Genomic DNA, 21,530 nt, shown 5'->3' with positions numbered 1-21,530 from the left:
GCCTTACTCAGCCCGCGCCGCCGCCCGCGCGCACCAGGCCCGTCTCGTACGCGAGGACGACGACCTGCACCCGGTCGCGCAGCGCCAGCTTGGTCAGGATGCGGCCGACATGCGTCTTCACGGTCGCCTCGGAGAGCACCAGGCGGCCCGCGATCTCGCCGTTCGACAGGCCCTGGGCGACCAGCAGCATCACCTCGCGCTCGCGCTCGGTGAGCTTGGCGATGTCCTTGTGCTGGGGTTCCGGCGTGCCGCTGGGAAGCATCGGCGAGAACCGGTCGAGCAGCCGGCGGGTGGTGGACGGGGCGACGACCGCGTCCCCGCTGTGCACGGAGCGGATCGCGGCGAGCAGTTCGCCCGGCGGCACGTCCTTGAGCATGAAGCCGCTGGCCCCGGCCTTCAGCCCGGAGAACGCGTACTCGTCGAGGTCGAACGTCGTCAGGATCAGCACCTTCGGCGGATCGGGCTGCTCGCAGATGCGGCGGGTGGCCTCGACACCGTCCAGCCGGGGCATGCGGACGTCCATCAGCACCACGTCCACGGCGGTGGCACGCAGGATCTCGATCGCCTCCGCGCCGTCACCGGCCTCGGCGACCACCTCCATGTCGGGCTGGGCCGCCAGCACCATCCGGAATCCGGTGCGCAGCAGCACCTGGTCGTCGACGAGCATCACGCGGATCGCCATGGGGGCCTGTTCTCTCCTCGTTCGTTCAGCGGTCGGCGGCCTTGAGCGGCAGCAGTGCGCTGATCCGGAATCCTCCGCCGGGGCGCGGCCCGGCGTCCAGTGTGCCGCCGACCATGCCGACGCGTTCCCGCATGCCGATCATGCCGTGGCCGGCGCCGTCGGCGCCCCCGTCCTCGTACAGCTCGTGCGCCGCGCCCCGGCCGTCGTCCTCGACGAGCAGGCCGAGCCCGTCGTCGAAGTAGACCAGCCGCACACTGGCCCCGGCGTGCGGGCCGCCGTGCTTGCGGGTGTTGGTCAGGGCCTCCTGCACGATCCGGTACGCGGTCAGCTCGACGCCGCTGGGCAGCGGGCGGGCGGTCCCCTCGACCTTGAAGTCCACCGCCAGACCGGCCGCCCTGACCTGGTCGATCAGCTCCTCGATCTGCTCGACGTCGGGCTGCGGGACGTACTCCCCGGTCTCCTGCGCGTCCCCCGTCCTGAGCACGCCGAGCAGCCGCCGCATCTCCGCGAGGGCCTGCCTACCGGTGCCGGAGATGGTCTCAAGCGCCTGCCGGGCCTGGTCGGGCGCCGCGTCCATGACGTAGGCGGCGCCGTCTGCCTGCACCACCATCACGGAGACGTTGTGCGCGACGACGTCGTGCAGCTCGCGGGCGATCCGGGCCCGTTCGGCGGCCACCGCGACCTTCGACTGGGCCTCCCGCTCCCGCTCCAGCCGGGCCGCCCGCTCCTCCAGCTGGTCGAAGTAGGCCCGCCGCGTCCGCATCGAGTCGCCGAGCACCCAGGCCAGCACGAACGGGACCGTGAGCACGACGACGACGAAGACCGTCTGCGCCCAGTTGCGCGGGTCGCCCTCCTCGTTCGGCCAGCGGAGCTGGGACATCGCGGCCGCGGTCAGGCTGCACGCCAGGGCGAGCCGGGAGGCCCAGCGCTCACCGACGGTGGCCACCGTGAAGGTGATCACGAGCATCGCGAAGTTGGCGACGGTCGGCCGGACGCCGCAGACCAGTTGCAGGACGCCCATCGCGATGGCGAGCAGCAGCATCTTCTCCGGCGCGCGCCGTCGCAGGGCGACGACGAGGCAGAGACCGATGACGATCGGCACGATCGCGATGCGTTCGAGACGGCCGCCGTGCCCGACGTCGCCGACCACGATGGTCATGCCGGAGAGCCCTAGGAGGAAGACAGCCCAGAAGCTGTCGACGCCCGTCGGGTGTCTGCGGATGAAATCGTAGAGGCGCTGCACGTAACCCAGCGTAAAGAAGGCCGAGGGGTGCCGGGTCAACCGAAGGGCCGATCCGGGTCCTGGGACCGTACTCCCCAAGGTGGAGACTGGGAAACGTGATGGATGAGTGGCGCGGGTGGCAGGAGGCGGCCGAGGCCGCGCTCTACGGTGACGAGGGCTTCTACCGGAGCCCCGAGGGCCCCGCGGGCCACTTCCGTACCTCCGTGCACGCCTCCCCGCTCTTCGCCGCCGCCGTCGCCCGGCTGCTGGTCCGTACGGCGGCCGGACTCGGCACCGCGGACGTGGACCTGGTCGACATGGGCGCCGGGCGCGGGGAGCTGGTCACCGGCGTGCTCGCCGCCCTGCCCGCCGAGGGCGGGGCGCACCTCACCGTGCGCGCGTACGCCGTCGAGCTCGCCGCCCGCCCCGACGGCCTGGACCCCCGGGTGGAGTGGTGCGCGGAGCCGCCGCCCGGGGCGCGCGGGCTGCTGTTCGCCAACGAGTGGCTGGACAACGTGCCGCTGCCCGTCGCGGAGACCGACGACGAGGGCGTCGAACGGTACGTCGAGGTGCGCACCCGTGACGGCGCGGAGCGGCTGGGCGCCCCGGTGACCGGGGCGGACGCGGAGTGGCTGCGGCGCTGGTGGCCGTCGGCGGGTCCTGGCAGCCGGGCGGAGATCGGCCGCCCGCGCGACGAGGCGTGGGCGGCCGCGGTGGCGTCCCTGTCCGCGGGGCTCGCGGTGGCGGTGGACTACACGCACGTACGCGGGGAACGCCCGCCCTTCGGCACGCTCACCGGCTTCCGCGCGGGCCGCGAGGTCCGGCCCGTGCCGGACGGCACCTGCGACCTGACGGCCCACGTGGCGCTGGACGCGTGTGCGGCGGCCACCCCGGACGCGACCGTCCGCACCCAGCGCGAGGCCCTGGCGGACCTGGGCGTCACGGGCGAACGCCCGCCGTTGACCCTGGCGTCGACGGACCCGGCCGCGTACGTCCGCGCCCTGTCCTCGGCGGGCGAGGCGGCGGAACTGACGGCCAGGGGCGGCCTGGGCGACTTCGGCTGGCTGAGCCACGTGGTCAGCCCCTCCGGCGATTGAGGAGCGGGGTCCGGGGCAGAGCCCCGCGGCAACGGCGCGCAAGGAATACTGGCCCCATGACGGAGACGACCATCGGCATCGGCGGCGCGGCCGAGAGCACCGACATGGTGCTCAACATCGGCCCCCAGCACCCCTCCACCCACGGCGTGCTCCGACTCCGCATCGTCCTGGACGGCGAACGCGTCCAGCACGCCGAACCGGTCGTCGGCTACATGCACCGCGGCGCGGAGAAGCTGTTCGAGGCCCGCGACTACCGCCAGATCATCATGCTCGCCAACCGCCACGACTGGCTCTCCGCGTTCTCCAACGAGCTGGGCGTCGTGATGGCCGTCGAGCGCATGCTCGGCATGGAGGTCCCCGAGCGCGCCGTCTGGACCCGCACCCTGCTCGCCGAGCTGAACCGTGTCCTCAACCACCTGATGTTCCTCGGCTCGTACCCGCTCGAACTGGGCGGGATCACCCCGGTGTTCCACGCGTTCCGCGAGCGCGAGGAACTCCAGGCCGTGATGGAGGAGGTCTCCGGCGGCCGCATGCACTACATGTTCAACCGGGTGGGCGGCCTCAAGGAGGACCTGCCGGCCGGCTGGCTCGGCCGCGCCCGGGACGCCGTCGCCTCGGTCCGCTCCCGGATGGACGTGTACGACGGACTCGTGCTCGGCAACGAGATCTTCCGGGCCCGCACCCGGGGCGTCGGCGTGCTGTCGGCCGAAGCGGTGCACGCGTACGGGGTGTCGGGGCCGATCGCGCGCGCCTCGGGCGTCGACTTCGACCTGCGGCGCGACGAGCCGTATCTCGCGTACGGGGAGCTGCGGGACACCCTGAAGGTCGTCACCCGGACCGAGGGCGACTGCCTGGCCCGGTTCGAGTGCCTGCTGGAGCAGACGCACAACGCCCTGGACCTCGCGGACGCCTGCCTGGACCGGATGGCCGGCCTCGCGCCGGGGCCCGTCAACCAGCGGCTGCCCAAGGTCCTCAAGGCCCCCGAGGGCCACACCTACGCGTGGACCGAGAACCCGCTCGGCGTCAACGGCTACTACCTGGTGTCCAAGGGCGAGAAGACCCCGTACCGGCTGAAGCTGCGCTCGGCGTCGTTCAACAACATCCAGGCGCTCACCGAACTGCTGCCGGGGACGCTGGTCGCGGACATGGTGGCGATCCTGGGCTCCTTGTTCTTCGTCGTCGGCGACATCGACAAGTAGGCGGGCCGGAACGACGCGAAGGCCGCCGCCCGGAGTCCGGGTGGCGGCCTTCGCGCTGCCTCGTGCCGTACGCCGCTGCCGTGGGCGCTACGAAATGGCGCTGCGCAGCTCCGCCACGTCGAGCTGCTCCGTCTCGTCGTGCGCGGTGAGGTCGATGACCTTGCCGACGGCACGCTCCTGCGAGGCGTCCGAGCGGTGCTCGGCCAGCGCCTCCTCGCCCACCACGTCGGCCAGGTCCTCGTTCTGCACGGATTCGATCGCGGCCCGCTCGATCGCGGCGGGCGCGGCCTTCTGCGTACCGAAGAAGTCGAAGCTGCCCTGCGGCACCAGGTGCCGTCGGGCCGCCGCGTACGGGACGACCGCGCTGGCGGCCGGGACCGGGCGCGTGGCGGGCGCCTGGGCGGCGGGCCTGGTCGCGGGCAGGGCGGCGGACGGACGGCGGTCATCGCCGGTGCCGGGCCCGGACGGCTCGGCCGCCGCGTGCTTCCCCCGGCGCTCGTCCGTCTCCCGGGCGCGCTCCGCGAGGTCCCGCTGCCGGGCGTCGTCGGCGATGCGGCGGGCCTTCTGGAGCGCCGCGTTGCGCGGGAGGTCGGCCAGCGCGCGGGCGGCGCGGGCGTACGCGTCGGGCGTGGGGGTGGAGCGGGCGGCAGGCAGTTCGCGGGCGGGCTCGGACGCCTCGATCGCGAGCTGACGCCGGCTCTCCAGGACGCTGGCGCGCTCGGTCTCCGCGTTGGCGTACCGCCGCAGCAGCGCCGCGTGTTCGCCGCGCAGTCCGGCCAGCTCGACCCGCTTGCGGCGCAGCTTCGTCTCCAGGCGGGCGCGGATCTCGCGCGCCTCCTCCAGGTCCGCTTCGAGCTCCGCCACGCGTTCCTCGGCACGCCACTCGTCACTGGCGCGGGCGCGCGTCAGCTCGGCGACGCGGCGGCCCGCCTCGCGGTCCCAGCTGCGCATCAGGACCGCGCCGGTGACGGCGGCGGCCGCTGCCGCGGCGACCAGGGTGCGCAGGACCATGGGCTCGGTCAGCAGCCAGGCTCCCGCGGCACAGACGACCGCTGCCCCGGCGACTGCCGAAGGCGGAAGGATTCTGTGCAGTGGTGGCGAATGGCGATGGCGTCCACGTGGCATGGCCCGAAATTTACCGTGTGCGCGGCGTACTTGGGGAGCCGCCCGGCAATCTGTGCCCGGCAAGTTACCCGGCGGCTCCCGCGACTCCTTCCCCGGGCGCTTCCCCGGGGGCCTTTCTACTTCTTGATCAGCCCCTTCGACTGCAGATATTCGCGGGCCACATCGGCCGGCTTGGCGCGCTCCGCGTCGACCTTGCGGTTGAGTTGGGCGAGGTCGTCGGTGGTGAGCGCGCCGGTGAGCTTGCCGAGTGCGTCGGCTATGTCCTGGGCACCGGCGTCCTTCGCGTTGAGAACCGGCAGCACGTTGTCCGCGTTCTGGAGCTTCTTGTCGTCGTCGAGGAACACCAGGTCGTAGGTGTCCAGCACGGCGTCGGTGGTCGTGGTGAGAACGAGCTGGTCCTTGCCGTCCTTCACCGCCTGCTTGGACTGCGGGGTGCCGACGCCCTTGGGGTCGATTCCGGTGACGTCGATGCCGTACGTCTTCTTCAGCCCGGGCGCGCAGAAGGGCCGCACCTCGCACTCGTCGCCCGCCGCGACCTTGACGCCGATCTTCGCCGCGCCGAGATCCGAAAGGGTCTTCAGCTTGTGCTTGTCGGCGAATTCCTTGGTCACCGCGAAGGCGTTCTGGTCGACGGCCTTCCCCGCCGGAAGCACCTTCAGTCCGCGCGGCTCGGCGAGCTTCTTCAGGGCGGCCACGGTGGCGGCGGTGTCGCCCGAGGCGACCGGCTTCGACTCGGCGGCCTTCGCGCCGTTCACCTTGGCGTTGAGGAATTCCGCGATGGTCGCCGCGTATTCCGGTACGACGTCGATCTCGCCCTTCTCCAGCGAGGGTTCGTAGAGTTCGCGGTTCTTCACGGTGGTGACCGAGGTGCTGTATCCGGCGTCCCCGAGGATCTGCGCGTACAGCTCGGCGAGCACCTTGGACTCGGTGAAGGCGGCGGCGCCGACGACGAGCGAACCCTTCTTGCCCGAGTCCCCGCCCCCGGCCGGGGCGCCCTTGTCCTTCTCCAGGCTGTCTCCGCCGCACGCGGCGAGCGAGCCCGCCAGCGCGAGGATGCCGATGACGGCGCCGGCCATGCGTGAGGTGCTGGTCATGTTCTTCTCCGTCCACGGCGGCGAGGCCGTATGCGACAAGTGGTGCGTATGCGACAGGATTTACGGGTGGGGCGAGCCAATACTTCTCGGGAGGCGTCCTACGCGGGCCGGCGGCGGCGCAGCGGGGACAGCAGGCGGTCGAGGGCCACCAGGACCGTCTCCACCAGCAGCGCGAGCACGGCCACGAGCAGCGCCCCCGCCACCACCTGCGCGGTGTCGTACGTGTTGAAACCCGCCGTGATGATGCGGCCGAGGCCGCCCTGGCCGACCATGGCCGCGATCGTCGCCGTGGCCACGACCTGGACCGCGGCCGACCGCAGCCCGGTCATGATCAGCGGGTACGCCAGCGGGAGCTCGACGCGCAGGAAGAGCTGGCCGCCCGACATGCCCATCCCGCGCGCGGCCTCCGTCACCGAACGGTCCACCTCGGTCATCCCGACGTAGGCGTTGGTGAGCAGCGGCGGCACGGCGAACAGCACCAGGGCGGTGATCGTGGGTATGTAGCCCGCGTTGCGCAGGGGCGAGACCATGAAGAGGGCCAGCACCGCGAAGACGGGGACCGCCCGGCCGACGTTGGCCAGGTTGACCGCGAGCGCGCCGCCCTTCCTGATGTGGCCCAGGTACAGCGCGACGGGCAGGGCGATGCCGCAGGACAGGGCGAGCGCCACACCGCTCACGTACAGGTGCTCGCCGAGCCGGTGGCCGACCCCGCTCTCCCCGGACCAGTTGGCACCGGTGGTGAGCCAGGTCCAGGCGTCCCCGAGAACCCCCATGTCAGACCGCCTCCGCCTCGGCCGGGCCGTGCGCGGCGCGTATCCGCGTCCAGGGCGTCAGCAGCCGTTGCAGTCCGAGCAGCAGCAGGTCCGCGACGACCGCGAGCAGCACGCAGAGCACCGAGGCGGCCAGCACCTGGGCCTTGAAGAAGCTGGGCAGCGCGTCCTCGATGAGATTGCCGAGACCGCCCCGTCCTACGATCGACCCGACCGTGGTGAGCGCGATCGTGGACACCGTGGCGATCCGTATCCCCGCCATCAGCGCGGGCAGCGCGAGCGGCAGTTCGACCTCCCACAGCAGGCGGGCCGGCCCGTACCCCATGCCGTGCGCGGCCTCCTTGGCCTCCTCGGGGACCGCTTCCAGGCCCGCCAGGATGTTGCGTACGAGGATGGTCAGTGAATACAGCACGAGACCGGTGACCACCAGCGCCGCGGAGAGCCCGAACAGGGGCAGCAGCAGCGAGAACATCGCGAGCGAGGGCACGGTGTAGAGCACCGTCGTCAGCCCGAGGACCGGTCCGGCGAAATGCCGGCCGCGGCGTGCGAGGAGTGCCAGCGGGAAGGCGACAGCCACTCCGATCGCGACCGAGACGGCGGTGATCCAGATGTGCTGGACGGTCGCGTCCGTCAACTCCTGGCTGCGGGAACGGAGATACTCCCCGCAGATCCAGTCGTTCGTCACCAGGCAGTTCTGTCCGGCCATCCGTCCCCCCACCTCCCGTTCGCCTTCTCGTACTGATGTCCGGCGAGCCTATCCTCGACCACTGACAATCGCCGGAGACGTTGTATTCCAGCAACATGTCCTTCACAGAACACCCGCGACAATGGGGAACCATGATCCGTTTCGAGCACGTCACCAAGCGGTATGCGGACGGCACCACCGCCGTCGACGACCTTTCCTTCGAGGTCGCCGAGGGTGAACTGGTCACGCTCGTCGGACCGTCGGGCTGCGGCAAGACGACCACCATGAAGATGGTGAACCGGCTGATCGAACCGACCGAGGGCCGGATATTCCTCGACGGGGACGACATATCCGCCATCGACCCCGTCCGGCTGCGCCGCCGCATCGGCTATGTGATCCAGCAAGTGGGCCTCTTCCCGCACCGGACGGTCCTGGAGAACACCGCCACCGTTCCCCATCTCCTCGGGTGGAAACGCGGAAAGGGCCGCGCCCGGGCGGCCGAACTCCTCGATCTGGTCGGACTCGATCCTTCCGTTTATGGCGACCGCTATCCCGAGCAGCTCTCCGGCGGCCAGCGCCAACGCGTCGGCGTGGCAAGGGCACTGGCGGCCGACCCGCCGGTCCTGCTGATGGACGAACCTTTCGGCGCGGTGGACCCCGTGGTGCGCGAGCACCTCCAGAACGAATTCCTGAAGCTCCAGGAGCAGGTCCGCAAAACCGTGCTGTTCGTCACCCACGACATCGAGGAAGCGGTCCGCCTCGGCGACCGCATCGCCGTCTACGGGCAGGGCGCGATCGAGCAGTTCGACACCCCGGCGACCGTGCTCGGCGCCCCCGCCACCGGCTACGTCGCGGACTTCGTCGGCGCCGACCGGGGCCTGAAGCGACTCTCCGTCACCCCCGTCGAGGAGAGCGACCTCGACCACCCTCCGGTCGTCCACCTCGACGACCCGCTGGCCGCCGCGACCGAGCGCCTCCGCGCCGAGGGCGCCCGCTGGGCCGTCGTCCTGGACGGCGACGAGCACCTGCACGGCTGGATCGCCGCCGACGACACGCGTACGGGCTCCAAGGGCACCGTCCGCGACCACGCCCGCCGGATGGAGGCGTGGCTTCCCCTCGGCGCCCCGCTCAAACAGGCATTCGCCACCATGCTCCAGCACGACGCCGGCTGGATCGCCGTCATCGACGAGGCGGGCGAGGGCCGCTTCCTGGGCGTGCTCACCCCGGCCCGCCTCCACGAGGCGCTGCGCCGCTCGGTCGGCGCGGACGGCCGCGCGGTACCGCGCGCGGAGGTGAAGGTCGAGAGCGTCACCGGCGTGGCGGAGACGGCGGCGGGCTGAACGGGCCGAGGGGGTCCGCTCAGTTCTCGCTCAGCCGGCTGCTCAGCCATTCCAGCGCCGCCGGAATCTCCCGGCGCCACGTGTTGAAGTTGTGGCCGCCGCTGTCCAGCACGATCGAGGAGACCTGTGCCGGCTGCTTCACCTTGGCGACGAACTTCCGCGTGTCGGCGTAGTTCGACTCGCCGTGGCGGGAGCTCGTGACCAGGAACGAGGAGTCCGGCTGCGGCCGGTTGTCCAGGCTCCACAGCAGGTCCGCGCGGTGCCGGGCCGACTGGTCGCCGTGGAAGAGGTCGCCCGTCGTCGGGTCCTCGGCCGCCTTGTAGTACGCGGAGAGCCCCACGCTCGCGGTGAACCTCTCCGGGTGGTGCAGCCCGATCTTCAGCGCGCAGTACCCGCCGGTCGAGTTGCCGATGATGCCCCAGTTGCGGGCGTGCTTGCCGACCCGGTAGCCGGCCGAGACCGCCCTGGGCAGGTCATCGGCGAAGAACGTCTCCGTCTGCGGGCCGCCCTTTATGTCCACGCACTCCGTGTCCCGGGGCGGCGCCACGGTCGGACGCAGCATCACCAGGACCATGGGCTGCGCCCGTCCCGCCTTCACCCGGTCGAGCGCCGTACGCGGATAGGCCAGCCCCTTGATGAGGTTCTCCGCGGTGCCCGGGTAGCCGGTGAGCACCACCGCCGCCGGGAACTTGCGGTGGGCGAACGCCGGCTGGAAGTACTCCGGCGGCAAGTACACGTACGCCGAACTCTCGATGCCCGAGCGCTTGCCCGCGATCACGACCTTGTCGATCCGGCCGCCCACCCTCGGCAGCGCACCGCCCGGCACGTCCGGGCGCTGCGTCCCCACCCGCACGATGTTCTTCGCGGCCAGCGTCCCGGCAGCGTGGTCGGTCACCACGCCCATGTCCTGCTTGCGGCCGAACAGGTCCGCCCAGGAGCCGTAGAACAGGAAGCTGTTGTTGGCGAGCAGGGCGACCGTGGCGAACACCGCCACCTGGGTCGCGAGCAGCATGCCCACCCGGCCGAGGACCGCCGGCACGCCGCGCCGGGCGAGCCTCGGCCAGCACCAGACGGTGACGGTGAACAGCACGACGGCCAGCGCGATCGCGAGGATCAGCAGTGGCTTGCCCGTAAGGCCCATGACCGGTGAACTTTCTGTCAGGAAATTTCCGGGCAGCGGTGAACCCGCGGCCCGGAAGGCTCGTCCTAGAGGTCGCACATCGTCCGCAGGGCCCCGGCCGCCGGACTCCAGGAATCTCACGCGGAACCACGGGAAGCGATGTCTGTCACGCTAGATGGGGATAAATCAGGATCGGTTCCGGTTCGCGCACGTACGTTCGTGCGCGGCCCCCGGCCGGAAGCCGTACCGGCGCTCGTCGGCGCCGCCTGCACCGCCGTCGGACTGATCGACGTCGCGGCCGGGGTCTTCCCGCGCTTCCGGCACAGCCGCATGCACAGTCTGGCCGAGGTGCTCCCCGGGGCCCTCGGCCCCTTCGCCGCCGCGCTCTCGCTCAGCGCCGGCGTCCTGCTGCTCCTGCTGGCCCACGGCCTCAAGCGCCACAAGCGCCGCGCCTGGCGGGCCGCCGTCGTGCTGCTGCCGGCCGGCGCGCTGGCCCAGTTCACCTACCGGCACTCGGTCCTCGGCACACTCGTATCGCTGACGCTGTGCTACCTGCTCGTACGCCATCGGAGTGAATTCGCCGCCCTGCCCGACCCGCGCAGCCGGTGGCGGGCCCTGGCCAACTTCGTCCTGCTCGGCGCCGGCTCGCTCGGCCTCGGCCTGGTCATCGTCAGCGCCCACCCCCGCCGCATGGTCGGCAGCCCCAGCATCGCCGACCGCCTCCAGCACGTGCTGTACGGCCTGTTCGGCTTCGAGGGGCCCGTCGACTACGCCGGTGACACCTCCTGGACCGTCGCCTACTCGCTCGGCGCCCTCGGCCTGCTGACCGCCATCACCACCATCTACCTGGCCTTCCGCCCCGAACACCCGGCCGCCCGCCTCACCGAGGACGACGAGGCCCGGCTGCGCGCCCTGCTGGAGCGGCACGGCGGGCGCGACTCGCTCGGCCACTTCGCGCTCCGCCGCGACAAGGCCGTCGTCTTCTCGCCCAGCGGCAAGGCCGCCGTCTGCTACCGCGTGGTCTCCGGCGTGATGCTCGCCAGCGGCGACCCGATCGGCGACGTGGAGGCCTGGCCCGGCGCCATCGAACGCTTCATGGACGAGGCCCGGGCGCACTCCTGGGCCCCCGCCGTCATGGGCTGCGGCGAGACCGGCGGCGAGGTCTGGACCCGCGAGACCGGGCTCACCGCGCTGGAACTCGGCGACGAGGCGGTGGTCGACGTCGCGGATTTCTCCCTCGCCGGCCGCGCGATGCGCAACGTACGCCAGATGGTGAAGCGCATTGAGCGGAACGGCTACGAGACCCGCGTCCGGCGCGTGGCCGACATCGGCGAGACCGAGCTGGCCCGCATCCGCCGGGCCGCCGCCGACTGGCGCGGCACCGACACCGAACGCGGCTTCTCCATGGCGCTCGGCCGGATCGGGGACGCCGCCGACGCGGACTGCTTCGTCGCCACCGCCCACAAGGCCGACGAGCACAGCACCGACTCCCCCCACGGCGACCTGAAGGCCGTCCTCCACTTCGTGCCCTGGGGCACCGACGGCATGTCCCTCGACCTCATGCGCCGCGACCGGTCCGCCGACCCCGGCATGAACGAACTGCTCATCGTCGCCTCCCTCCAGGCCGCGCCCAGGCTCGGCATCAGCCGCGTCTCGCTGAACTTCGCGATGTTCCGCTCCGCCCTCGCCCGCGGCGAGAAGCTGGGCGCGGGACCCGTCCTGCGGGTCTGGCGCGGGCTGCTGATCTTCCTCTCGCGCTGGTTCCAGATCGAGTCGCTGTACAAGTTCAACGCCAAGTTCCGGCCGCGCTGGGAGCCCCGCTTCGTGGTCTACCGCAACGCCCGCGACCTGCCCCGCATCTCGTTCGCCGCGATGCAGGCCGAGGGCTTCGTCAACCTCGCCCTTCCCCACCCCCTGGCCCGCCGCCTCCCGGTCGGCCCCCGACGCCCCTGCGCCCACGTACGCCCGCCCGCGGGCGAACAGGGAGCTCGTACGGCGTAAAGGGTCCGGGTACGGGCCTACGCTGGTCATATGAGTACGTTGCGTGGAACGGTCCAGGGTCTGCCGGAGTGGGACCGCTGCGCGGTCATGGGCGTCGTCAATGTGACGCCCGACTCCTTCTCCGACGGGGGCCGCTGGTTCGACACCACGACGGCCGTCAAGCGCGGCCTCGACCTGGTCGCCGAGGGCGCCGACCTCGTGGACGTCGGCGGCGAGTCGACCCGCCCCGGCGCCAGCCGGGTGGACGAGTCCGAGGAGCTGCGCCGGGTGATCCCGGTGGTCCGCGGCCTGGTGTCCGAAGGGGTCGCCGTCTCCGTCGACACCATGCGCGCCCGCGTCGCCGAGCAGGCGATCGCCGCCGGCGCGGTCCTCGTCAACGACGTGAGCGGCGGCCAGGCCGACCCGGACATGGTCCCCGTCGTCGCCGCGGCCGGCGCCCCCTTCGTCGTCATGCACTGGCGCGGCTTCAGCGAGTCGATGAACAGCCGGGCCGTGTACGGGGACGTGGTGGGCGAGGTCGTCGACGAGCTGCGCGCCCGGATGGACGCGGTGGTCGCCGGCGGCATCGCGCCGGAACGCGTCGTCTTCGACCCCGGGCTCGGCTTCGCCAAGGACGCCCCGCACGACCTCGCGCTCCTCGCCCGGCTGGACGCGCTCCACGCCCTGGGCCGCCCCCTGCTGGTCGCCGCCTCCCGCAAACGGTTCCTCGGCCGTGTGCTGGCCGGCGAGGGGGCCGCCCCACCGCCCGCCCGCGAGCGCGACGCGGCCACCGCCGCCGTCTCCGCGCTCTCCGCCCGGGCCGGCGCCTGGGCCGTCCGCGTCCACGAGGTACGGGCCACCGCCGACGCCGTCCGGGTCGCCCGCGCCATCGAGGGAGCCGCGTGAACGGGCCTGGGGACGACGCGGGGGCCGCCGCCGACATCGCGGCCGTCGAGCAGGCGAACACCGCCTACTACGAGGCCGTGGAGCGCGGCGACCTGGAGGCGCTGACCGCCGCCTGGCTGCCGGGCGAGGACCTGACGGTCTCCTGCGTCCATCCGGGGTGGCCGGTGCTCAGCGGCCGGGGCGAGGTGCTGCGCAGCTACGCGCTGATCATGGCGAACACCGAGTACATCCAGTTCTTCCTGACCGACGTCGGGGTCTCCATGACGGGCGACACCGCCCTGGTGACCTGCACCGAGAACATCCTCAGCGGCGGCCCCGCCGAGGAGGGCGCCTCGCTCGGCCCGCTCGTCGGGCAGCTCGTGGTCGCCACGAATGTGTTCCGCCGCACGCCGGAGGGCTGGAAGCTCTGGTCCCATCACGGTTCGCCCGTACTGGCCGAAACCGGTGAGGAAGAGGACGAAGACACCACGTCGTGACCCCGCCCGGTCCTCTTTCGGGCAGGAATGCCCACCCGGCGCGATTGGAACCGGCCGGACCGGGGTATCAGCGGGCATCTGACCCGTGGCCGCAGGCCCGGGCCCCCGCGGGGGAGGCATGTCGGTGCCCGCAGGTAGATTCGAAATCGGGCACCCGGCCGCCCGCACGCGGCCCCGTGCCCTACGACCAACGACAGCAGGAGTGATTCGCGTGGATCGTGTCGCGCTGCGCGGCCTCAAGGCCCGTGGGCACCATGGCGTCTTCCCCCGGGAACGGGAAGAGGGACAGACGTTCATCGTGGACCTGGTGCTCGGCCTCGACACCCGCCCCGCGGCAGCCGCCGACGACCTGACGAAGACCGTTCACTACGGCGTGGTCGCGGAGGAGGTCGTCGGCGTGGTCCAGGGCGAGCCGGTCGACCTGATCGAGACGCTCGCGGAGCGCATCGCCCAGCAGTGCCTGAAGCACGACGGCGTCGAGGAGGTGGAGGTCGTGGTGCACAAGCCGGACGCGCCCATCACCGTCCCGTTCGACGACGTCACCATCACCATCACCCGGAGCCGAGCATGACTGCATTTTCCACCGAAGGGCAGAGCGACCCGACCGTACAGCCGGTGCCCGCCTCCGTGGTCGAGCAGGTGGACGCGGCGGACATCACGCTTTCCAACCCCAAACTCGCCGTGCTCTCGCTCGGCGCCAACCTGGGCAACCGGCTGGAGACGCTCCAGGGCGCCATCGACGCCCTGGAGGACACGCCCGGCCTGCGGGTCAAGGCCGTCTCCCCGGTGTACGAGACGGAGCCCTGGGGCGTCGACCCCGGCTCCCAGCCGTCGTACTTCAACGCGGTGATCGTCGTGAAGACGACGCTGCCCCCGTCGTCCCTCCTGGAGCGCGGCCAGGCCATCGAGGAGGCCTTCGAGCGGGTGCGCGAGGAGCGCTGGGGCCCGCGCACCATCGACGTCGACATCGTCGCGTACGCGGACGTCGTATCGGACGACCCGGAGCTGACCCTCCCCCACCCCCGGGCCCGTGAGCGCGCCTTCGTCCTCGCCCCGTGGCACGACGTGGACCCCGAGGCGCAGCTGCCCGGCGCGGGACCGGTGGCCGATCTGCTGGCCGGTGTCGGGCGCGACGGCGTGCTCCCCCGGGCCGACCTGGAACTCCGGCTGCCCGAGTAGTCGTTAGGCTCACAGAACACAGCACGACGGACCACAGGCGGCGAAGGGCGGCTCACCCGGTGAAGCAACTACGGATCGGCGTCCTGGCCGGCCTCTTCGCCGCCGCCGGGGTCCTGTCCTGGGGCGCTGCCCGCCTGTGGGACTCCTTCGGCACGCTGCCGAGCGTCCCGCTGGCCGCACCGATCGTGCTCGCGGTGATCGCCGTCGTCCTGCTGGCCACGGCCCTGTCCATCCGCTCCCGCCTGCGCGCCCAGCGCGAGCGGCGCCCGGGTGCGAAGGGCGTCGAGCCCATGATGGCCGCCCGCGCCCTGGTCTTCGCCCAGGCCAGCGCCCTCGTCGTGGCCCTGGTCTCCGGCATGTACGGCGGCACGGCCGTCTTCCTGCTCGGCTCCCTGGACATCCCGCCCCGCCGCGACCAGGCGGTCTACGCCGCCTTCGCGGTCCTGGCCGGCATCGCCGTCATCGCCGCCGCCCTCTTCCTGGAGCACGTCTGCAAGCTCCCGGACGACAAGGACGACAACAAACCGAACGCGGCGGCGGCGTAGGGGCGGGTCACCGCCCCCCACACCACCGCCGCGCGGCATCGAAGGGGCGTCAGCGGGCCATGATGAGGCTCATGGCCTCGGCGCGCGTCGCGGGGTCGCGGAGCTGTCCGCGGACCGCCGAGGTCAGCGTCTTCGCCCCGGGCTTGCGGATTCCGCGCATCGACATGCACATGTGCTCGCACTCGATGACGACGATGACACCGCGCGGCTCCAGGATCTCCATCAGGGACTCGGCGATCTGCGTGGTCAGCCGCTCCTGCACCTGCGGCCGCCGGGCGTAGACGTCGACCAGCCGGGCCAGCTTCGACAGGCCGGTGATCTTGCCGCTGGTGGCCGGGATGTACCCCACGTGCGCCACGCCCCGGAAGGGGACCAGATGGTGTTCACACGTACTGAACACTTCGATGTCCTTGACCAGCACCATCTCGTCGTGACCGAGGTCGAACGTGGTCGTCAGGACGTCCTCGGGCTCCTGGTAGAGGCCCGCGAATATCTCCTTGTACGCCCGCGCCACGCGCCCCGGCGTCTCCTTCAGGCCCTCGCGGTCCGGGTTCTCGCCGACGGCGATGAGCAGCTCTCGGACGGCGGCCTCGGCACGCTTCTCGTCGAACTCGCCGATCGGGCCCTGGGTGTCCAGCGTCACCGGGTCGGTCATGTGTGCCTCGTTCCTTGAGCCGTCACCGCGGGGACATCCGCGTGGGTAAACGGAAATGCCGCGCCCCCAACAGGCTAGAACCTGGGGGACGCGGCATCCATTCCGGGCCCGGCGGAAGCCCCGTGACAGGGGCCACACCGGGTCGGTGACTAGCTCTCGGGGCGCTCCTCGGGAAGCGTCTCGGTGGCCGGGACGGTGTCCGTGACCGAGCCGTTCGCGGTGCTCGCGCCGTTGGTGAGGGCGAGCTCCTTCGGGGAGAGGACCGGGGGACGCGTGGACGGGGTACGCCGGGCGGAGCCGGTCCACGCGGGGCGGGCCGGGCGCTTGACGATCGGGGCGAAGATCTCGGCGATCTCCTCCTTGCCCAGGGTCTCCTTCTCCAGGAGGCGGAGGACCAGGGTGTCCAGCACGTCGCGGTTCTCGACGAGGATCTCCCACGCGTCGTTGTGGGCGGTCTCGATGAGCTTCTTGACCTCTTCGTCGACCAGCGCGGCGACCTCTTCCGAGTAGTCGCGCTGGTGGCCCATCTCGCGGCCGACGAAGGGTTCGGTGTTGTCGCCGCCGAACTTGATCGCGCCGAGCCGCTCCGTCATGCCGTACTGCGTGACCATCGCGCGGGCCGTTGCCGTGGCCTTCTCGATGTCGTTCGCGGCGCCGGTGGTCGGGTCGTGGAAGACCAGCTCCTCGGCCGCGCGCCCGCCCAGCATGTATGCCAGCTGGTCGAGCATCTCGTTGCGCGTCGTGGAGTACTTGTCCTCCTCCGGCAGCACCATCGTGTAACCGAGGGCGCGGCCGCGGGAGAGGATCGTGATCTTGTGGACCGGGTCCGACTGGGGGGAAGCCGCCGCGACCAGGGCGTGTCCGCCCTCGTGGTACGCGGTGATCTTCTTCTCCTTCTCGGACATGATCCGGGTCCGCTTCTGCGGGCCCGCCACGACGCGGTCGATGGCCTCGTCCAGCATCGCGTTGTCGATGAGCTTCTGGTTGCTGCGCGCCGTCAGGAGCGCGGCCTCGTTCAGCACGTTCGACAGGTCGGCACCGGTGAAGCCGGGCGTGCGGCGGGCGACGGCGCCGAGGTCGACGTCCGGGGCGACCGGCTTGCCCTTCTGGTGGACCTTGAGGATCTCCAGACGGCCCTGCATGTCCGGGCGGTCGACGGCGATCTGCCGGTCGAAGCGTCCCGGGCGCAGCAGCGCCGGGTCGAGGATGTCCGGCCGGTTCGTGGCGGCGATCAGGATGACGCCGCCCTTCACGTCGAAGCCGTCCATCTCCACAAGGAGCTGGTTGAGCGTCTGCTCGCGCTCGTCGTGACCGCCGCCCATGCCGGCCCCGCGGTGGCGGCCGACGGCGTCGATCTCGTCGACGAAGACGATCGCCGGGGCGTTCGCCTTGGCCTGCTCGAAGAGGTCGCGGACCCGGGAGGCACCGACACCGACGAACATCTCGACGAAGTCGGAACCGGAGATCGAGTAGAACGGGACGCCCGCCTCGCCCGCGACGGCGCGCGCGAGCAGGGTCTTGCCCGTACCGGGAGGCCCGTAGAGCAGGACGCCCTTGGGAATCTTGGCGCCGACGGCCTGGAACTTGGCCGGCTCCTGGAGGAACTCCTTGATCTCGTGGAGCTCCTCGACCGCCTCGTCCGAGCCCGCGACGTCGGCGAACGTCGTCTTGGGGGTGTCCTTGGTGATCAGCTTGGCCTTGGACTTGCCGAACTGCATGACCTTGGAGCCGCCGCCCTGCATCTGATTCATCAGGAACAGGAAGACGACGACGATGAGGACGAAGGGCAGCAGCGAGAAGAGGATCGAGACGAACGGGGACTGCTTCGACGGCGAGACGGTGTACCCGTCCTTGATGTCGCCGCTCTCGAACTTCTTCTGGAGCAGGTCGGCGAGCTGTACGCCCTGGTTGCCGATGTAGCTCGCCTGGAACTTGCTGCCGGACTCGTCGGCCAGCTTCTGGCCGTCCTTCATCTCGATCTTGATGATCTGGTCGTCACCGGTGGTGAGCTTGGCCTGGTCCACCTGGTTCTTGCTGATCGCCTGGATCACCTGGCCGGTGTCCACCGTCTTGTAGCCGCCGCCCGAGCCGACGACATTCATCAACACGACCACGGCGAGGACGGCCAGCACGATCCACATGACCGGCCCACGGAAGTATCGCTTCACGTCCATCCATACGGAGCGAAGTTCGCCCCGTCCCTCCTGCCCGTAGGTAAATGCTGCTGTGAGTAAAGACTGTTCTTCGGACGGTACCCCAGCAAGGTCACCGGCGTCCGCCTCGGACGTCCGGCAATCCCGCCTTCGAAGGCTCAACGGCGGGAAGCCCGCGAGGGTTCCCGGCGTTCCCGGCGGCGGGGCCGCGCGCCCTCAGCCTCCGTATACGTGCGGAGCGAGGGTCCCGACGAAGGGCAGGTTGCGGTACTTCTCCGCGTAGTCCAGCCCGTAGCCGACGACGAATTCGTTGGGGATGTCGAAGCCGACCCACTTGCAGTCGAGCGCGACCTTGGCCGCGTCCGGCTTGCGCAGCAGGGTGCAGATCTCCAGCGAGGCGGGCTCGCGCGAGCCGAGGTTCGACATCAGCCAGGACAGCGTCAGGCCGGAGTCGATGATGTCCTCGACGATCAGGACGTGCTTGCCCTTGATGTCGGTGTCGAGGTCCTTGAGGATGCGGACGACACCGGAGGACTGGGTGCCGGCGCCGTACGAGGAGACGGCCATCCAGTCCATGGTGACGGGGGTGGACAGCGCGCGCGCCAGGTCCGCCATGACCATGACCGCGCCCTTGAGGACCCCGACGAGGAGCAGGTCCTTGCCGGCGTACTCCGCGTCGATCTTCGCGGCCAGCTCGACGAGCTTCGCGTCGATCTCTTCCTTGGTGAGGAGCACCGACTGGAGGTCGGTGCCCATGTCCTTCTCGTTCACCCGCGTCTCTTTCTGTGCCTGCCGGGCCCGGGGTGTAGTCCAGTCCCGGGCCTGCGCGGCCGCTCGCCCTGCATGTCAGCCGCTCGTGCGTCAGCTCTGCCGGATGACCAGTCTGCCACCCTGCCGCAGGGCTTCGACGCGGCCGGGGAGGTTGATGGCCTGCTGGCCGCGCCAGCCGGTGACGAGGCGGTCCACTTCCTCGATGTGCCGGGCGAACAGCGAACCTGCCGGGGAACCCGCCTCTATGGCGGCCCGGCGCAGCACCCGGCGGCGTACGGCGGGGGGCAGCGCGTACAGCTTGGCGCACTCCAGCCGGCCCGCGTCGTCGCGTACGTCACGGTCGGCCTCGGCGGCCCAGGTGTCGAGGGCGTCGGCATCGTCGCGGGAGAGCTGGGCCGTACGGGCGAGGGCTTCGACGACGCCCTTGCCGAGGGCCTTCTCCAGGGCGGGCAGCCCCTCGTGGCGCAGCCGGGAGCGGGTGTAGGCGGGGTCGATGTTGTGGGGGTCGTCCCAGACGGGCAGGGACTGGGCGAGGCAGGCGGTGCGGGCGGTCTGCCGGTCGAGGTGGAGGAAGGGGCGGCGGTAGCGGCGGGCCGGGCCGGAGGCGGCGGCCATGCCGGACAGGGAGCGGATGCCGGAGCCGCGGGCGAGGCCCAGCAGGACGGTCTCGGCCTGGTCGTCGCGGGTGTGGCCGAGGAGGACCGCGGCGGCGCCGTGGCGTTCTGCGGCGGCGTCGAGGGCGGCGTAGCGGGCGTCGCGGGCGGCGGCCTCGGGGCCTCCCTCGCGGCCGACGCGGACGGCGACGGCCTCGACGGGGCCGAGGTCCATGGCGGCGAGCCGGGCGGCGACCTCGGAGGCGCGGGTGTCGGAGCCGTCCTGGAGGCCGTGGTCGACGGTGATGCCGCCGGCGCGGACGGGGAGTTTGCGGGCCTCGAAGGCGAGTGCGGAGGCGAGTGCCATGGAGTCGGCGCCACCGGAGCAGGCGACGAGCACCAGGGGGGTGTCGGGGCGGTCGGGGAGTGCGCCGCGGCGGCTGCCGGCCCCGGCCCGCACCAGCTCGGGGTGCGGGGCGACGTGCCCGGCGCGTTCGGTCTGTTCGGCGTGTTCGGCGATGACGTCGTGGAGTACGCGGCGGACCGCCAGGCGTATCGCCGCGACCGCAGGATGGGGACCCATGTCCGGTGCCCTTCGTGAAGTTCTTCGGGGTGTCTCGGAGTGCCGGGACGGAAAGGAGTGCCGTCACTCAGAGTGCGTCGATGGTGACAGAGCAATGCCGTTCATCGAGCATTGCACGCCTTCCCATGCCCCTACGGTCCCTCGGATGGGTGATTACCGGCGCGTTGCCTTCGGGTCCGGGGCCTTGATCACGACTCTGCCTTACGGTGCACCCTCGCGATCCAGTCGGCGGGCCGGGCGATCTCGGCCTTGGTGGGGAGTGTGTTGGGCGAGGTCCACACGCGGTTGAAGCCGTCCATGCCGACCTCGTCAACGACGGCCCGTACGAACCGTTCGCCGTCCCGGTACTGGCGGAGCTTCGCGTCGAGGCCGAGGAGCTTGCGCAGGGCCTGGTCGAGACGGCTCGCACCGCGGGCGCGGCGCTGCTGGAACTTCTCCCGGATCTCGGCGACGGAGGAGACGACCTCGGGGCCGACGCCGTCCATGACGTAGTCGGCGTGCCCCTCCAGGAGGGACATGACGGCGGTGAGCCGGCCGAGGATCTCGCGCTGGGCGGGGGTCTGGACGAGTTCGACGAGGCTGCGGCCGCCGTCTTCGCCCTCCTCGCCCTCGGGCCTGCCGCCGGAGAGGGACTGGACGGCTTCGCGCAGCCGCTCCAGGAAGGTCATCGGGTCGACGTCGGTCTCGTCCAGGAACGACTGGATCTCGCCCTGGAGGTGGTCGCGGAGCCAGGGCACCGCGGTGAACTGGGTGCGGTGGGTCTCCTCGTGGAGGGCGACCCAGAGCCGGAAGTCGTGCGGGTCGGCCTCCAGCTCGCGTTCGACGTGGACGATGTTCGGCGCGACGAGCAGGAGCCGGCCGCCGCCGTCGGCGGAGGCGGGGAGGTCCCGGGTGGCGGGGGCGAAGGTCTCGTACTGGCCGAGGACGCGCGAGGCGAGGAAGGACAGCAGCATGCCGACCTCGACGCCGGTCACCTTGGAGCCGACCGCGCCGAGCACGGCGCCGCCCGCGCCGCCGCTGCGGCGTTCCTCCATCTTCTCCAGGAGGGGGCGCAGCAGTTCGCGGAAGCCCGCGACGTTGGCCTTGATCCAGCCCGTGCGGTCGACGACCAGGACGGGGGTGTCCTCGGGCTCGGTTCCCTCGGGGATCATCCGGGTGAAGGAACGGACGTGCTCCTCCGCGGCCTTCGCGTGCCTGCGCAGCTCCGCGACGACCTCGCGGGCCTCCTCGCGGCTGATCTCGGGACCCGGCCGCACCAGCCGGGTCGCGGTCGCGACCGCGAGGTTCCAGTCGACCATCCCTGCACCACCGATGCTCGTCATGCGTCAACCGTACGTGCTCTGCCCTGGGAGTGA

Annotated in this window: 21 protein-coding genes; 9 read left to right on the top strand and 12 right to left on the bottom strand. The window is 71.5% G+C overall.

The annotated features are described in order from the left end of the window. Window positions 1–7: 7 nt before the first annotated feature. Both BLW14_RS17750 and BLW14_RS17745 read right to left on the bottom strand, forming a co-directional pair. A complete protein-coding gene (locus tag BLW14_RS17750; RefSeq protein WP_093708229.1) occupies window positions 8–682 on the bottom strand; it encodes a response regulator in 675 nt (224 codons plus the stop codon). A 25-nt stretch (window positions 683–707) separates the two neighbouring features. Then, the gene (locus tag BLW14_RS17745) at window positions 708–1,925 is read right to left on the bottom strand and encodes a sensor histidine kinase (RefSeq protein ID WP_093710771.1); all 1,218 of its coding nucleotides are present in this window, start codon (window positions 1,923–1,925) and stop codon (window positions 708–710) included. 95 nt (window positions 1,926–2,020) lie between these two features. Between BLW14_RS17745 and BLW14_RS17740 the strand changes: the two genes are divergently transcribed. After that, window positions 2,021–3,001 carry an SAM-dependent methyltransferase gene (locus tag BLW14_RS17740; RefSeq protein ID WP_177154015.1) on the top strand — a complete coding sequence of 327 codons (981 nt, stop codon included), beginning with the start codon at window positions 2,021–2,023 and terminating at the stop codon, window positions 2,999–3,001. A gap of 56 nt (window positions 3,002–3,057) precedes the next feature. After that, window positions 3,058–4,200: an NADH-quinone oxidoreductase subunit D gene (locus tag BLW14_RS17735; RefSeq protein ID WP_018520470.1), complete on the top strand. Its 1,143-nt coding sequence runs from the start codon at window positions 3,058–3,060 to the stop codon at window positions 4,198–4,200. Window positions 4,201–4,287: 87 nt separating this feature from the next. Here the strand turns inward: BLW14_RS17735 and BLW14_RS17730 are convergent, their stop codons facing one another. From BLW14_RS17730 to BLW14_RS17715, 4 genes are all read right to left on the bottom strand, one after another. Beyond that, window positions 4,288–5,211 carry a coiled-coil domain-containing protein gene (locus BLW14_RS17730; protein WP_093708227.1) on the bottom strand — a complete coding sequence of 308 codons (924 nt, stop codon included), beginning with the start codon at window positions 5,209–5,211 and terminating at the stop codon, window positions 4,288–4,290. A gap of 230 nt (window positions 5,212–5,441) precedes the next feature. Continuing rightward, window positions 5,442–6,419 carry an ABC transporter substrate-binding protein gene (locus BLW14_RS17725; RefSeq protein ID WP_093708226.1) on the bottom strand — a complete coding sequence of 326 codons (978 nt, stop codon included), beginning with the start codon at window positions 6,417–6,419 and terminating at the stop codon, window positions 5,442–5,444. 98 nt (window positions 6,420–6,517) lie between these two features. Continuing rightward, entirely contained in the window at window positions 6,518–7,192 is a 675-nt protein-coding gene (locus tag BLW14_RS17720) for an ABC transporter permease (protein ID WP_093708225.1), read from the bottom strand. 1 nt (window position 7,193) lies between these two features. Continuing rightward, window positions 7,194–7,895 (bottom strand): ABC transporter permease, encoded by a 702-nt coding sequence (locus tag BLW14_RS17715; protein ID WP_093708224.1) that lies wholly within the window; start codon window positions 7,893–7,895, stop codon window positions 7,194–7,196. Window positions 7,896–8,026: 131 nt separating this feature from the next. Here BLW14_RS17715 and BLW14_RS17710 point away from each other — a divergent pair, with 131 nt between their 5' ends. Next, on the top strand, window positions 8,027–9,214 hold the full coding sequence (locus BLW14_RS17710) for an ABC transporter ATP-binding protein (protein WP_093708223.1): 1,188 nt from the start codon (window positions 8,027–8,029) through the stop codon (window positions 9,212–9,214). Between the two features lie 19 nt (window positions 9,215–9,233). On the opposite strand, the gene BLW14_RS17705 is transcribed toward BLW14_RS17710, so the two are convergent. Continuing rightward, the gene (locus tag BLW14_RS17705) at window positions 9,234–10,355 is read right to left on the bottom strand and encodes an alpha/beta hydrolase (protein ID WP_093708222.1); all 1,122 of its coding nucleotides are present in this window, start codon (window positions 10,353–10,355) and stop codon (window positions 9,234–9,236) included. Window positions 10,356–10,493: 138 nt separating this feature from the next. Here BLW14_RS17705 and BLW14_RS17700 point away from each other — a divergent pair, with 138 nt between their 5' ends. From BLW14_RS17700 to BLW14_RS17675, 6 genes are all read left to right on the top strand, one after another. Further along, window positions 10,494–12,335, top strand: coding sequence for a phosphatidylglycerol lysyltransferase domain-containing protein (locus tag BLW14_RS17700; protein ID WP_177154013.1), 1,842 nt, complete (start codon window positions 10,494–10,496; stop codon window positions 12,333–12,335). A gap of 87 nt (window positions 12,336–12,422) precedes the next feature. Beyond that, window positions 12,423–13,220, top strand: coding sequence for a dihydropteroate synthase (gene folP / locus BLW14_RS17695; protein ID WP_177154225.1), 798 nt, complete (start codon window positions 12,423–12,425; stop codon window positions 13,218–13,220). Then, the gene (locus BLW14_RS17690; RefSeq protein WP_093708219.1) at window positions 13,217–13,696 is read left to right on the top strand and encodes a nuclear transport factor 2 family protein; all 480 of its coding nucleotides are present in this window, start codon (window positions 13,217–13,219) and stop codon (window positions 13,694–13,696) included. Before folP ends, BLW14_RS17690 begins: the two co-directional genes overlap by 4 nt. 211 nt (window positions 13,697–13,907) lie before the next feature. Continuing rightward, window positions 13,908–14,267: a dihydroneopterin aldolase gene (folB, locus tag BLW14_RS17685; protein ID WP_018520460.1), complete on the top strand. Its 360-nt coding sequence runs from the start codon at window positions 13,908–13,910 to the stop codon at window positions 14,265–14,267. Beyond that, window positions 14,264–14,875: a 2-amino-4-hydroxy-6-hydroxymethyldihydropteridine diphosphokinase gene (gene folK, locus BLW14_RS17680; RefSeq protein WP_093708218.1), complete on the top strand. Its 612-nt coding sequence runs from the start codon at window positions 14,264–14,266 to the stop codon at window positions 14,873–14,875. The genes folB and folK overlap by 4 nt, the downstream gene beginning before the upstream one ends. Window positions 14,876–14,934: 59 nt before the next feature. After that, window positions 14,935–15,420, top strand: coding sequence for a DUF3180 domain-containing protein (locus BLW14_RS17675; protein ID WP_093708217.1), 486 nt, complete (start codon window positions 14,935–14,937; stop codon window positions 15,418–15,420). A gap of 49 nt (window positions 15,421–15,469) precedes the next feature. Here BLW14_RS17675 and folE read toward each other — a convergent pair whose 3' ends face one another. The 5 genes from folE to BLW14_RS17650 form a co-directional block, all read right to left on the bottom strand. Next, window positions 15,470–16,075 (bottom strand): GTP cyclohydrolase I FolE, encoded by a 606-nt coding sequence (folE, locus tag BLW14_RS17670; RefSeq protein ID WP_093708216.1) that lies wholly within the window; start codon window positions 16,073–16,075, stop codon window positions 15,470–15,472. Window positions 16,076–16,224: 149 nt separating this feature from the next. Further along, window positions 16,225–18,249, bottom strand: a complete 2,025-nt coding sequence (ftsH, locus tag BLW14_RS17665) for an ATP-dependent zinc metalloprotease FtsH (RefSeq protein ID WP_093708215.1) — start codon at window positions 18,247–18,249, stop codon at window positions 16,225–16,227. 195 nt (window positions 18,250–18,444) lie between these two features. Beyond that, window positions 18,445–18,984, bottom strand: coding sequence for a hypoxanthine phosphoribosyltransferase (gene hpt, locus BLW14_RS17660; protein ID WP_037777945.1), 540 nt, complete (start codon window positions 18,982–18,984; stop codon window positions 18,445–18,447). A gap of 105 nt (window positions 18,985–19,089) precedes the next feature. Beyond that, window positions 19,090–20,175, bottom strand: a complete 1,086-nt coding sequence (gene tilS / locus BLW14_RS17655) for a tRNA lysidine(34) synthetase TilS (RefSeq protein ID WP_093708214.1) — start codon at window positions 20,173–20,175, stop codon at window positions 19,090–19,092. Between the two features lie 188 nt (window positions 20,176–20,363). Next, a complete protein-coding gene (locus tag BLW14_RS17650) occupies window positions 20,364–21,497 on the bottom strand; it encodes a zinc-dependent metalloprotease (protein ID WP_093708213.1) in 1,134 nt (377 codons plus the stop codon). Window positions 21,498–21,530 lie beyond the last annotated feature (33 nt).

Origin of the sequence: Streptomyces sp. 2131.1, assembly GCF_900105515.1 — a bacterium.
Classification (GTDB): Bacteria; Actinomycetota; Actinomycetes; order Streptomycetales; family Streptomycetaceae; genus Streptomyces; species Streptomyces drozdowiczii.
Note: the sequence above shows the minus strand (reverse complement) of the source record. Positions and strands in the feature narration are given on the sequence as shown.